Origin of the sequence: Shewanella sp. 38A_GOM-205m (genome assembly GCF_000518445.1) — a bacterium.
GTDB classification, from domain to species: domain Bacteria; phylum Pseudomonadota; class Gammaproteobacteria; order Enterobacterales; family Shewanellaceae; genus Shewanella; species Shewanella algae.
The window spans coordinates 311,202-324,485 of sequence record NZ_JADP01000001.1; the positions used below are offsets into that span (position 1 = coordinate 311,202).

General features: G+C 34.4%; 14 protein-coding genes. All 14 read left to right on the forward strand.

Annotation, left to right across the window (positions count from 1 at the left end; translation table 11 throughout):
* Positions 1 to 19: 19 nt before the first annotated feature.
* Entirely contained in the window at positions 20 to 721 is a 702-nt protein-coding gene (locus N512_RS0101415) for an acylneuraminate cytidylyltransferase family protein (RefSeq protein ID WP_028779155.1), read from the forward strand.
* The gene (locus tag N512_RS0101420; RefSeq protein WP_037473806.1) at positions 711 to 1,472 is read left to right on the forward strand and encodes an oxidoreductase; all 762 of its coding nucleotides are present in this window, start codon (positions 711 to 713) and stop codon (positions 1,470 to 1,472) included. Before N512_RS0101415 ends, N512_RS0101420 begins: the two co-directional genes overlap by 11 nt.
* Positions 1,473 to 1,492: 20 nt before the next feature.
* The gene (locus N512_RS0101425; protein ID WP_037473808.1) at positions 1,493 to 2,635 is read left to right on the forward strand and encodes an N-acetyl sugar amidotransferase; all 1,143 of its coding nucleotides are present in this window, start codon (positions 1,493 to 1,495) and stop codon (positions 2,633 to 2,635) included.
* Complete coding sequence (gene hisH / locus N512_RS0101430) at positions 2,632 to 3,243, forward strand: imidazole glycerol phosphate synthase subunit HisH (protein ID WP_028779158.1); 612 nt, start codon at positions 2,632 to 2,634, stop codon at positions 3,241 to 3,243. Before N512_RS0101425 ends, hisH begins: the two co-directional genes overlap by 4 nt.
* A gap of 50 nt (positions 3,244 to 3,293) precedes the next feature.
* Entirely contained in the window at positions 3,294 to 4,013 is a 720-nt protein-coding gene (locus N512_RS0101435) for a HisA/HisF-related TIM barrel protein (protein ID WP_231473476.1), read from the forward strand.
* A complete protein-coding gene (locus N512_RS0101440) occupies positions 4,004 to 4,567 on the forward strand; it encodes an acyltransferase (protein WP_231473478.1) in 564 nt (187 codons plus the stop codon). Before N512_RS0101435 ends, N512_RS0101440 begins: the two co-directional genes overlap by 10 nt.
* Positions 4,568 to 6,139 (forward strand): capsular polysaccharide export protein, LipB/KpsS family, encoded by a 1,572-nt coding sequence (locus N512_RS0101445; RefSeq protein WP_028779161.1) that lies wholly within the window; start codon positions 4,568 to 4,570, stop codon positions 6,137 to 6,139.
* An 86-nt stretch (positions 6,140 to 6,225) separates the two neighbouring features.
* Positions 6,226 to 7,434, forward strand: coding sequence for an oligosaccharide flippase family protein (locus tag N512_RS0101450; RefSeq protein ID WP_028779162.1), 1,209 nt, complete (start codon positions 6,226 to 6,228; stop codon positions 7,432 to 7,434).
* A 290-nt stretch (positions 7,435 to 7,724) separates the two neighbouring features.
* Positions 7,725 to 8,681: a hypothetical protein gene (locus N512_RS0101455; RefSeq protein ID WP_156029017.1), complete on the forward strand. Its 957-nt coding sequence runs from the start codon at positions 7,725 to 7,727 to the stop codon at positions 8,679 to 8,681.
* Entirely contained in the window at positions 8,635 to 9,702 is a 1,068-nt protein-coding gene (locus N512_RS0101460; protein ID WP_028779164.1) for a glycosyltransferase family 4 protein, read from the forward strand. The genes N512_RS0101455 and N512_RS0101460 overlap by 47 nt, the downstream gene beginning before the upstream one ends.
* On the forward strand, positions 9,686 to 10,171 hold the full coding sequence (gene pssD / locus N512_RS23905; protein WP_081737051.1) for a PssD/Cps14F family polysaccharide biosynthesis glycosyltransferase: 486 nt from the start codon (positions 9,686 to 9,688) through the stop codon (positions 10,169 to 10,171). Before N512_RS0101460 ends, pssD begins: the two co-directional genes overlap by 17 nt.
* Positions 10,168 to 10,623: a PssE/Cps14G family polysaccharide biosynthesis glycosyltransferase gene (pssE, locus tag N512_RS0101465; RefSeq protein ID WP_028779165.1), complete on the forward strand. Its 456-nt coding sequence runs from the start codon at positions 10,168 to 10,170 to the stop codon at positions 10,621 to 10,623. The genes pssD and pssE overlap by 4 nt, the downstream gene beginning before the upstream one ends.
* Before the next feature lie 21 nt (positions 10,624 to 10,644).
* Positions 10,645 to 11,655, forward strand: coding sequence for an acyltransferase (locus N512_RS0101470; RefSeq protein ID WP_028779166.1), 1,011 nt, complete (start codon positions 10,645 to 10,647; stop codon positions 11,653 to 11,655).
* A 13-nt stretch (positions 11,656 to 11,668) separates the two neighbouring features.
* Complete coding sequence (locus N512_RS0101475; RefSeq protein ID WP_028779167.1) at positions 11,669 to 12,835, forward strand: nucleotide sugar dehydrogenase; 1,167 nt, start codon at positions 11,669 to 11,671, stop codon at positions 12,833 to 12,835.
* Positions 12,836 to 13,284: the final 449 nt, after the last annotated feature.

Genomic DNA, 13,284 nt, shown 5'->3' on the forward strand with positions numbered 1-13,284 from the left:
CGTAAAGGGTCCATATCCAATGAAAAACTATGCATTTATTTTTGCTCGTGGCGGCTCAAAAGGGCTGCCAGGAAAAAACACTAAACCACTTGCTGGCAAACCCTTACTGCACTATTCGATTGACAGTGCGTTGGCCGCTCCGTCGATTGAGCAGGTATTTGTCTCCACCGATGATGCCGAAATTGCGCAAGTAGCGAGGAATGGCGGGGCGATCGTGATCGACCGTCCTGCTGAACTGGCGAGTGATACCAGTCCAGAGTGGCTTTCTTGGCGGCATGCAATTGAATGGGTACGTGCGAACTATGACGACTTTGACGGCTTTATTAGCTTGCCAGCAACAGCGCCTCTGCGGGCTGTCAGTGACATCGAAAATGCCATCCAGCAGCGAATGACCGTGGGCGCAGATATCTGTATCTCAGTTACCCCAGCCAGCCGCAGCCCCTTTTTCAATATGGTCAAGCAGACCGACTCAGGCATGGTCGAGTTGGTCATCAAGCCGCAGGGAGAAGTGGCTCGCCGTCAAGATGCGCCAGCTGTGTTTGATATCACCACCGTTGTTTATGCCACCACGCCCGAGTTTGTCTTGAACCATTACGGTCTTTTTTCTGGTAACGTCACCAGTATTGAAGTACCGAAAGAGCGCGCCGTGGATATTGATGATATTTACGATTTCATGCTCGCTGAAGCAATACTAATGGAAAATAAAAAACATGTTGAATAATAAGTATACCTTAGTTGTTGGTGCATCCGGTCTGCTCGGTTCTAAAGTTGTAGAATCTTTGTTACATCACAATAGTAGAGTTCTTGCAGTTGATTTAGATGTTAAAAAACTAAAAAGCCGCTTGACAGAGATGAATATTGATGTAAACAGTAATTCATTAAGCTTTCAGTCACTTGATGTGACAGACGAAGTAGCTGTGAAGTCTTTTTTTGAAAATTTAACTGAACTTACAGGTGCGGTAAATTGTACTTATCCTAGAAATAAGAATTACGGCGCCCATTTTTTTGATGTAAATCTTGATAGCTTTAATGAGAATCTTTCATTACATCTCGGTTCATCATTTTTATTTATGCAACAATGTGCCGCATATTTTAAGCGAGAGAAAAAGAACTTTTCTTTAGTTAATATTTCGTCAGTTTATGGAGTTGTAGCACCAAAATTTGAAGTGTATGAGAATACAGAAATGACTATGCCTGTTGAATATGCTGCAATCAAATCAGCACTATTACATCTATGTAAATATGTGACAGCTTATGTTGAGGATAGTCGGTTCAGGGTAAATAGTGTGAGCCCTGGAGGTATCTTTGATTATCAGCCTGATGATTTTTTAGTGGCATACAAACGCCAAACTTTAGGCAAAGGAATGTTAGATGTAAGCGATGTAATTGGTTCAATAATTTATTTGCTGTCTGATTATGCTCGCTATGTCAATGGACAGAATATAATCGTCGATGACGGTTTCGTATTATAAATATTTTGGAGATTAAAATAATGAAGAAGATTTTTTGGTGCAAAACTTGCCTTAATATGTCGACACGTCCAAGAATTGAATTTAATGATGAAGGGCGTTGTAATGCTTGTGTTTGGTCTGGAGAGAAAAAGAATATAGATTGGACGCCGCGACAACAAGAACTAAAAATGCTATTGGACAAATATAGATCATCTAATGGTACAGGTTTTGACTGTGTTGTTCCGGTTAGTGGTGGTAAAGATGGTTCTTATGTTGCTTATACATTAAAACATAAATATGGTATGAACCCATTGGCCATTACTGTTCGCCCAGCTCTGAGTCTTGAATTAGGTGATGAAAACTTATCTAATTTTATTAACTCCGGATTCAATCATATTCATATTTCACCCAACGCTAAAGTCATGCAGAAGTTGAATAAGCTAGGTTTTATTGAAAAAGGTTTTCCTTATTATGGATGGCTGATTGCTATAAAAACAGCTGTAATTCAGACTGCGATGAACTTTAATATACCTTTAATTTTTTACGGTGAAGATGGTGAGGTTGAGTATGGTGGGTCTACAGAAAGTAAGAATAACCCACTATACAATATTGAATATATGAAACGAGTATATTTTGAGGGAGGATATGATAAGGTTTTTGATATCATACTTAATGATAGGGATGTTAGTGAAGGTGATTTAGCTTTTTGGCGTTTCCCGACTGATGAACAAGTTAAAAGCCATGATCTTGCATTTACTCATTGGTCTTATTATGAAGCATGGGATTCATACCGAAATTATGTAGTGGCTAAAGAATATTGTGGTTTAAAGGAAAAAGAAGAGGGGACTGCGGGCACATTTACTAATTTTGCTCAAAATGACCAAGCATTATATTCGCTTCATGCTTACTTAATGTACTTAAAGTTCGGTTTTGGTCGTGCAACACAAGATGCAGGTATTGAAATTAGACGCGGAGCAATGACCCGTGATCAAGCTCTGAATTTAGTAATGGCATACGATAACCAATACCCTCATGAGTTTATTGATTTGTATTTAGATTACTACGGAATGTCAAAAGAAGAGTTTGATTCTGTACTAGATAAATATGCAAATAAAGATTTGTTTGAAAAAATTGATGGTTATTGGCAACCTCGATTCAAAGTAGGTGAAGAATTCGAAATATGAAATTAGTCATTGTCAATTACGGCATGGGGAATCTAAAGTCGGTAACTAGTGCTATTCGTTATCTTGGTTACAATGATATTAGTTTGTCTAATGAAGTCTCCGTATTGAAAAGTGCAGATAAACTTATATTGCCTGGCGTAGGAAACTACGCCAGTGCAATGAATAAAATCAACGAACTCGATCTGAAGTCTTGTCTTAGAAGGCTTGTATTAGAGGAAGGAAAGCCAATTCTAGGTATTTGTCTTGGTATGCAACTTATGGGACATTCAAGTACAGAGAGTGGATTTAATTCAGGGTTAGGATTGGTTGATGGAATAGTTGAGGCATTTGCTTCAACAAAGTTAAAGATCCCCCATGTTGGGTATAACCAAGTGAATCCGTTTGAAGGTAGTCGTCTATATTCTGGTATACATCCTGAGCCAGATTACTATTTTACTCATAGTTTCAGGATGCGTTCAAACGCAGATATAGGTAAAACTACTTGTACATATGGAGAAAAATTTGTTGCTAGTTTTGAAATTGACAATATTGCTGGAGTTCAGTTTCATCCCGAATTAAGCCAGACAAATGGTCTTAAGTTATTAAGAAACTATATAGAGCTATTTTAATGTTACGAAAAAGACTCATTTTTGGACTGATATACAACAGTGGCGGCTTTATGCAAAGTCGCAATTTTCGTTTGCAGCGTGTTGGTGATATCAATTGGCTAGAAAGGAATTATAGATTTCAGGACATTTCATTCTCATTAGATGAGTTGATTGTAGTTGATGCTAGCAGAGAATGCAGAAACATAGAAAAGTTTTCTGCAGTAGTTAGTAGTTTAGTAGAAGATGTATTTATACCCGTCGCAGCGGGTGGTGGCATTAGAAAGTTAGAAGATGCTGAACTTTTGTTTGGGAGTGGCGCAGATAAAGTTATTCTAAATACTCCTCTTTTTAGCGATCCTATTCTAGCGAAAGAAATAGTTGAAAGGTATGGTTCTCAAAGCCTTGTAGCGTCAGTAGATTACAAGGTAATAGATGGTAAAGTAGTTGTGTATATTCATAATGGTACAACTGCAATTTCTACCAGTATAGATGATTACTTACTACATTTGGAAGAATTAGGCGTTGGTGAGGTTATCTTTAATTCTATAGATAGAGATGGAACTGGTTTTGGCTATGATATTGAGAATATTGAAAAGTATGCTAAGTCGGTAAATATGCCCTTTGTTATAATGGGTGGCGCGGGGAATGAAACCCATTTAAGTTCAGGTTTATCTATTGAGGGAGTGTCTGGTGTAGCCACTGCTAACTTATTTAACTTTATAGGTAATGGGTTACCAAATGCACGCAGCTATATGTTAAATAGTGGTGAAAACCTGGCCAGATGGAAGTAGTTGTAATGTTATTAAAAGAGATTTTCAAGAAGATATCATATGGTAAAAGTGCTGATCGCATTGGACCTGATATGCCATTTAATCATTGGCGACTCCATTTTAAATCTTCAATGTTGAAATTGTGTAAAAGCAAATTCAAATATTTTGGTGATGGTGCTGATTTTAGGCCAGGAGCATATGCAATACATTGTTCAAATATTTCGATAGGAAGAAATGTCATTATTCGACCTTCTACAATGATTTTTGCTGACGAATATGCATCGATAGTATTTGAAGATAACGTCATGATGGGAGCTGGTGTTCATTTTTATGTTAATAATCATAAGTTCGAAAGGCGCGATGTTCCCCTTATTGAACAAGGTTATTATCCGTCAGAAGATATAATTGTAAGATCTGGAGCTTGGATTGGAGCAAATACAATAGTTTTACCCGGGGTAACAATAGGTCGAAATGCTGTTATAGGAGCTGGAAGTATTGTTACTAAGTCGGTTCCTGATTTTTCTGTAGCCATTGGTAATCCTGCTAAAGTAGTAAAAGAAATTGGTGCTAATTGAATGTTTATTTTTAATAGATTAATTGGGTTGTTAAAGCTGAGGGTGCTACCTCGAGTTACTGAGGCTAGTGAGAGAGCTACAACTACCTTGTTGAAATCTAAACTTGCCTCTCTTGAAGCAAATGGCCACTCTAAAGTCCTGATTGAAGGGATGTTGCGGACCCCAAAAAATAATGTGGAAAAGATTATTATTGCTGCCGCTTTGAAGTTACATGGATTTGATGGATTTGATGTGATTCTTAAACATTCTTTTTTGCCTAGCGATCGAAATTATTTTTTTTATCGTACTCTAGGTGCCAAAAGATTTTTCTCTTTAGAAAATGCATTCTTGAATCCAATTGTAATACTTTTGTCATTGGCAAAAACAATAAACCTGTTCTTAAGCGTGAAAAATAAGGATGATATTCTAAATGTCAAAGTTAAAGGTGTATGTATTGGGGATCTTATTTATGACTCAATAATAAGGGAGAATGAAAAGGTTTATACCGTTGAAAAATTAGCTGTGACTAGAGATTTTTTCCTAGTATTTAAGTCATTCTGCTTTTACTTCTATTATGACAGAGTGTTGTCGTTAGGCGATTATAGATATCTTATTACTAGCCATAAAACATACGTTCAGTATGGTATTTTGTGTAAGGTTGCAAAGTTTAAGGGATGTGATGTCATCTTAAAAGATATGAATCTTTTTAAAAACTATAAGAAGGATATTGATATAGAGGAACATATAATGAAACCATCTGTAGATGATTTTAGTTCCTGTATTAAAGATAAAAGACATATTTCCGAGTCTCGTAAATATATTAATGATCGATTTTCCGGAGCTGCAAATGATATGGATATAGATGTACTCACGGCATTTGTTGGTAAAAAAACATACACAAAAGAGATGCTTCTCGATTTTTTTAGTATCAATAATAAGAAGAAGTTATGCTTCATTATGCCGCATGCGTTTAGTGATTCGCCGCATGTAGGTACAGAGATGATTTTTTCTGACTACTATGATTGGTTGGTAGCTACTTTAGAGTCTATTTCTAGAAACAACAACTTCAATATATTTATAAAACCCCATCCAACATCATATTGTTGGGGAGAGGATGGCGTTGTAGAGTCTATTCTAAAGAAAAATAAAATAACAAATGTTTACATTGTACCTGATGATTTTAATACCAATAGTGTGCCGTTTGTCGCTGATTTGGTTATTACATGTCAAGGTACCATAGCCTTAGAGGCTGTGAGCTTTGGCGTTCCATCATACACTTGTGCTTCCGGCTATTATGGAGGGTTTGGCATCACGAAGCAATTCACTAATAAAGAGAATTATATAAATCATATCTCAACCATGAAAAATATTGAGAGTGTCGACTCTGAAAAAATGATAAGCGCAAGTTGTTTATTATACTTGGAAATTGCATCTAGAATTTATTCAAGTGCTGTACCTTTTGAAGATATATTACCAGTAGATGATTTCGATATTAGAGCGAAGAAACTCTGGAGTGATATATTTTGCCTTCTAAACTCATATGAGTTCGAATCTGATCCCCTTGTAAAGAGAATAAAAGAATCAATCCATTAGGCTGCTATTTAAATATAAGTATACTTCATTGGACTTGTGGGAGTTATTGCCTTGTTGTATCTTTTTCTAGAAAATTGGTCTAGCAAATGCGTGAACATACTATAAAGTATTTGGTGGCGGAGATAATAACTAAAGCTTTACCATTTTTATTAATTCCGTATTTTACATCTAAATTGGGGGCATCAGGTTATGGAGAGCTTAGTTTATTCCAAGTATACTTCAACCTCTTTATCGTTTTAATCACTGTCGGTGGTGATACATTATTGACGCGAGTGGTTTTTAGGTATGGCAAGTTTATTTTTAATGAGTTTACTGCTTTTTTAATTATTATATATTTTGTAATTTCAACTTTACTGATAGCCCCCATATATTACTGGGGAGGAGAACTCTTTGTATTTTCTTTCATATGTGCATTAGTTTTTGTTATAAATAATATATTTTTGATTAGATTTCAGAGTTTAACTAAATCAAGTGACTATTTAACCTCGCAGATATTAAATGCGCTATTATCGACTATATTAACATTGGTGTTATTTGAAATTTACTTGCAAAATTATCAATCTAGGGCTTTAGCAGTTTTTATTTCCTATGTAATTATTGTCCTTTACTTTATAGTGAAAGAGTTTGATAGCCTTTGGTCTGGAAGATCCTTTTATAAGCGGATTAATATTTACTTATCCATGTTCTTAATTATTGGTTCACCCATGCTTTTGCATAAGTTGAGCTTTTTTATCAGAAATCAATTGGATAGAGTGGTGGTTTATAAGTTTTTTACAGTTGAAGAACTTGGTGTTTATTCGCTATCTGCACAGTTAGTAAGTATATTGCCAGTGGTATTTACAGCCATAAATATGGCTTTGTATCCAGTGATATATTCGAATTTGAAAAATAGACCAAAATTTGTTTTTTTTAAAATAGGTAATTTACTACCTTATATTATCATTGCTTGCGTTTTAGTTAGCTTCATATCTACTAAAATACCTAGCGACATATATGTTTTTTTATTCGGAAATGATTTCAAAGAAACTTCTTATTTTTTTCCAATATTGTTTTTTGGCAATTCATTGCAGATAGTTTACTTGCTGTTGTCAACAGTGGTTTTATATTTTTTAAAAACAAAGTCATTGGCATTTTGTACTGTAGTTGCTAGTGTTATTCACTTATGTGCATTATATATCATCGCTCCTTACGGGATACAATATGTGCCTTACGTTGTTATTATTTCTAATATAACTTCTCTATTGCTGGTATATTGGTTCTGCTATATGCCTCTAAAAAAGAAATATTGCGAGTAAATTGAATGCTTATAATAAAGTTATTTCTCTTTCTTATTCTTTTTTCTTATATTATAAGAGGAGTTTTTCCTTTTCTTCAGTATATTGAGAATGTACTGATTCTATGTTTCTCATTATATACATTTATATATGTAGCAAGTAATCAGTTTAGAAGTTGCCGAGTTAAACTTTGTTATTTAAAAATTTTTTTAATTCTACTTGCAATGATTTTTCTAGTAATAGTTAATTCAATTGTAAACTATCAAAGTATTATTTATATACCTTCTGTGATGTACGAGCTCTATAAGCTGATGACACCTTTTTACTTTGTGCCTTTGTTATTGTTATTTAAACGCGACAATGGTAGGTATATTAATAGGTTGCTTTTTTTGTTTTTATCAATGAATGCAGTTGCACTTATTTTGCAGCATATATTTGGTGTTGGGGTTGTCAAATATTTCGGTGTTTTTCACGACTTGAGTCATTATGTGTCTAGAGATAGGCCTACAGGTTTGACTGCAAATGCCAATATAATTGGTGTTTTTGGCTTTTTCTGTTATGTTTATTCCGTTTCATATCTAGAGCTGATCAGAAATCAGCAGTTTAAAATTGTAAAATCGCTTTGCTACTTATCATTCCTAGTGGTGATTTTATCCACATCAAAAGCAGCCATGCTTTGTTTGCTTTTGTTTATCTTTTTAAGGAAAGTTAACTTTCGCAGATTAGTTCCTGTTGGTTTGTTTTGTATTTTTATGAGTTTTGTTTTATTTAATTTTAATATTTATGGCGTGACAGATAAATTTCAAAGTTACTTACACTTTATTGATTTGCTAGCAAGTTCCTCTCAAGTAAAGCCATCTCTAATAGAAGGGCGTCTCTGGGGCTGGTATCTGGCGATAAAGTTATTTATAAGCTCACCAATGGGATATGGTTTTGGAGTTTGGGGGGATTTCTCTTCGCGTATAAATCCATTATTACAGAATTTTGACTTATATTTAGATTATAGTGACAGTGCATTGTCTCATTTAGTTGTGGAGCAGGGTTTTTTTTGTATCCTGTATTTTTATGCTATTTCAAAGTTGCTGGCTGGATTCTCGAGTAGATTAGTTTTTATAATATTATTAATTTTTTTAATGGTAACTAATTATGGTTTTTCTCAGTCACTATTCTACTTAGGGTTTTGGATGGTAACTGTGTTATGTTTTCTCCGGAGTAAGAAAGTTGAAGAGAATATTAATTGTAAGCAATATGTATCCCAGTCAATCTAACCCTAATTATGGAATATTCGTCTATAATGCAGTCGTATCACTAGAATCTGCTGGAATTAGTGTAGATAAAATTGTTATTGATAAACTCAGGAGGAATGTTGTTTTAAAATTGCTATCATATCTTACTTTTTACTTCTCCATTATAATTAGATGTATGTTTACTAAGTATGAATACATATATATTCATTATGTTTCTCATTGCGGTATACCGTTTTTAATTTTAAAATTATTTGGTTTTAAGTTTTCGCTTATATCCCACGTGCATGGAGGTGATGTAGTTTATCATAAGGGGCGAAATAAGTTATTTTTTTACTTAAAAACGTTGATTGCTCAGTCTGTTTTGAATATGTCAAAAGAAATAGTTTTCCCATCTAATTCTTTTGCAAGAGAGGTTGTTAGCAGGTTCAATTTAGATAATGCTTGTTATCTCGTTTATCCTTCTGGTGGTGTTGATGAAAGAAACTTTAGGATTAGAAACGATATAACTCATCGCGAAAAAATTATTGGTTATGCTGGAAGATTATTGAGGATGAAGAATGTTGACAAAATAATTTCTTCTTTATTGTATTTGGATGAAAGTGTAAAGCTTGAAATCGTTGGTGATGGAAGCGAGAAGTCGAATTTAGTTAGTGTCATTGATAGTTTGGGGCTTTCAAACAGAGTAATCATTCTTCCTTTTAAGAATCATATTGAATTGGCTGAATGGTACAGTTCTATAGATATTCTTGTTTATCCTTCGGATTCTGAGAGTTTAGGTTTGGTTCCTTTAGAAGCAATGTGCTGTGGAACCCTTACTGTGCTTTCTTCTATTCCAACTTTTTTGGAGTTAAGAGACTTTGATATTTACACACGTTATATTAAAAAGTGTGATGAACGGCATATTGCAAATGAAATTCAATATCTTCTTTCGATGAGTCCTGGTGTAAAAGCTGATTTGAGAATGTTAAACTCTAAAAAGGTAATTGATAAGTATTCTTCAGAAATAGTAAATAGGGACTTAATTGATGTATTTGAAAGGTAGTTGTATTTTATTCGTATATGGTGAAGGTGGTCATGCCGCTCAAATGAATAGATTGGCACCATTTATTTTCGATAAAGTAGGCGATAAAATATTCTTAAGTTTGTCTGACTCAAAATTGCACCCAAGTTGGTCGTCTAAACACTTTGTTAGTGGTGAATTTCGTTCGAAGAGTAGGCACTCAGACTGGCTTTTCAATAAAGGGCCCATTGAAATACTAAAGTCACTATTGGAAATTAGAAAGTCATATAAAGTAGTAGCTGTCATTTCTACAGGGCCAGGTATTTCGTTAATATCTGCTCTTTTTTTTAAGGTTTTCGGTGCGAAAATTATTCATGTCGAAACTTGGTCTAGATTTACCACCAGATCATTTACAGGTAAGTTGATGTATTTTATTGCTGATAAGTTCTATGTGCAGCATCGATCATTATTAACGTTATATCCGAACGCTGTTTATTCGGGGGTTTTATGAATTGTCTTGTCACTGTTGGTACTACATGCTTTGATAGTCTTATTATCACTGCAAATGATATTGCAAAAAAAAACGAAGAAGATTGTTTTACTTTTCAGATATCGAACGGGATTTTTAAACCATCATCAGGGACTTTTTTTGAGTATTCCAATTTAATAGATGATGTTTATTTGAAATCGGATTTAGTTATTACTCATGCTGGTGCAGGTTCAATATTCAAGTTATTGGAGTTGGGAAAGAGGTTTATTATAGTTCCAAACTTAGAGCGTGTAGATAAGCATCAATCTGATATATCTAGCTATATGGAAAGTAATAATTATGCGTTGGTATGTTGGTGTCTGGATGATTTATCCGATTTGTACAATTGTTTGAAAGAATTTAAACCTAATAAGTTTGCCAAAGAAAATTTTTTTAAATTTGATGAGATATCCGATTTTATCAGTCAATTATGATAATGCTCGCGGAGGCTAATTGTGGTTTGGATTAATAATTCGAGAATATTATCAATTTTTGCGGTAATCCTCATACATGTTTCTGCCGTTGCGATTGATGAAAATGTTGCAGGTTCATTGTATTGGTGGCTTGCAAATTTTTTCGACTCATCAGTGAGATGGGCGGTGCCTGTATTCTTTATGTTGAGTGGTTATCTGTTGTTATCAAAGGATTACGACAGTGATTTTAAATTTTATAAAAAAAGATTGACTAGAGTATTTTATCCTTTGCTCTTTTGGAGTTTTTTTTATCTATTATTTAGATTTTGTAACTTGCGCTTTATTCAAGGTGTAGCAGTAATAGATTACCAAACTCTTTTTTCAAGTGTAGTATTTGGTATTCCGTACTATCATATGTGGTTTTTGTATGCTATTTTCTTTATGTATTTTTTTGCACCTCATTTAGCTCGTATATTTAAATACTCAAGCAAGCAAAGTGTTACTTCATTGGTTTTAGGTATGTTCTCTATATCCATTCTTTACACTCTTTTCATTCATGTAAGGGGTGGGGATGATTTGATACCTATATTTGTTAAGTTCCTTATTTATATCCCTTTCTTTGTTTTAGGTGGTTTTTTACGATTATACAATTTTGATGTAAATGTCAGGTGGTGGCTTCTTGTTTATATTACCTCTGTCTTTTTTACAATGCTTGGAGCCTATTTCTTAAATCTTTCTTATTTTTATAATGGATTGAGTTTGACTGTTGTTCCCATGTCGTTAGCTGTTTTTCTTTTAGCTAAAAAGTATAGTTTAATTATATTTGGGGGCTATAATCGTGTGGTATCTGATGCGACGTTTGGAATTTACTTGGTGCACCCTATATTTTTAAGTTTTTTTGTTTATTTATTGAAAAAGTATGACATTCTTAGTCGGGTTTTCGGGGAGTACGGAATTGTTGGTATTCCCGTGATAACTCTTCTTGTTTTCTTTACTTCTTTCTTGTTTGTTTTAATTTTGAAACGTTTCTATTTTTTTAATCGTATAGTTTGAACTGGATATTTACATGAAGATAGCCATTGCGGGAACGGGTTACGTGGGTCTCTCGAATGCCATGTTGTTAGCACAGCATAACCAGGTTGTTGCCATTGATATCATTCCTGAGAAGGTTGTGATGCTTAATAATAAACGTTGCCCAATAGTAGATACTGATATCGAATATTTTTTGTCTAACAAGGAAATTAACTTCACGGCGACCTTGGATAAACAAGAGGCTTATAAAAATGCTGATTATGTAGTGATTGCTACGCCGACGGATTATGACGTTCAATCCAATTATTTCAACACTTCCTCTGTCGAGGCAGTTATTAAAGATGTAATGGTTATTAATCCCAGTGCGGTGATGGTGATTAAATCTACTGTGCCTGTGGGCTATACTGAGCGTATCAGACGGGACTTAAATTGTGATAATATTATTTTCTCGCCAGAGTTTCTACGCGAAGGCAAGGCCTTATTTGATAACCTGAATCCATCACGAATTATTGTTGGTGAATGCTCTGAACGGGCTAAAATATTTGCTGACTTGTTGGTCGAAGGAGCTGAAAAGCAAGATGTTCCAGTACTTTTCACGGGATCAACCGAAGCTGAAGCAGTGAAGTTGTTCTCTAATACATATCTTGCTATGCGGGTAGCCTATTTCAATGAGTTAGACTCATACGCTGAGGCTCATGGATTAGACTCTCGCCAAATCATTGAAGGAGTTGGTTTAGATCCTCGAATTGGTGCTCACTATAATAATCCATCTTTCGGTTATGGTGGTTATTGTTTACCTAAAGATACTAAGCAATTATTAGCTAATTATCAGAATGTCCCCAATAACATCATAGCAGCTATTGTTGATGCAAATCGTACTCGTAAGGATTTCATCGCAGATTCTATCTTAAAGAAGGATCCAAAGGTCGTTGGAATTTATCGATTAATTATGAAATCTGGTTCTGATAACTTTCGAGCATCAAGTATTCAGGGGATTATGAAGCGTTTGAAGGCTAAAGGTGTAGAAGTGATTGTTTATGAGCCTGTTTTGGATGAATTAGAGTTCTTTCATTCTAAGGTGATAAAGAATTTAACTGAGTTTAAGTATAGCTGCGACGTGATAGTAGCTAATCGTATGGTTAAGGAGCTCAATGATGTGGTTGATAAAGTCTATACTCGGGATTTGTTCGGCTCAGACTAGTGACTCTCTTTATAGTTAAGTCTATTTATTACTGCGAAGAGACTGTTAAAAAGGTGATTTTTTTATAGGGGTTAATAACACATTCTTTTATATTTTCATTTTGAATGTCCAAATGTGATAACTGAATGTTCAATGATTTTATTACGACTTTTAGTCTGAATACACGTTATTTAATATTGTAGGTCTTATGTTAAGTAATGTTTGATTGTGCTATTTTTGACTGATTCATACAGGAAAGATTTACATCATATTTGCCAAGGAATGGTGTTTTCTACAGTATAATTGCTATTGATTTTAGGATGGTGGCTATTATGACTCCGTTAATATTATTTTTTAATTTATGTCGATGGTGCTCGGCACATTTTGCTTTGTATTATTTTTCCAAGTGCAATGTTTTGCGTATTTCTGCCTCCATACATCGATGCTTTAAAGATTGCAAAACCATATCG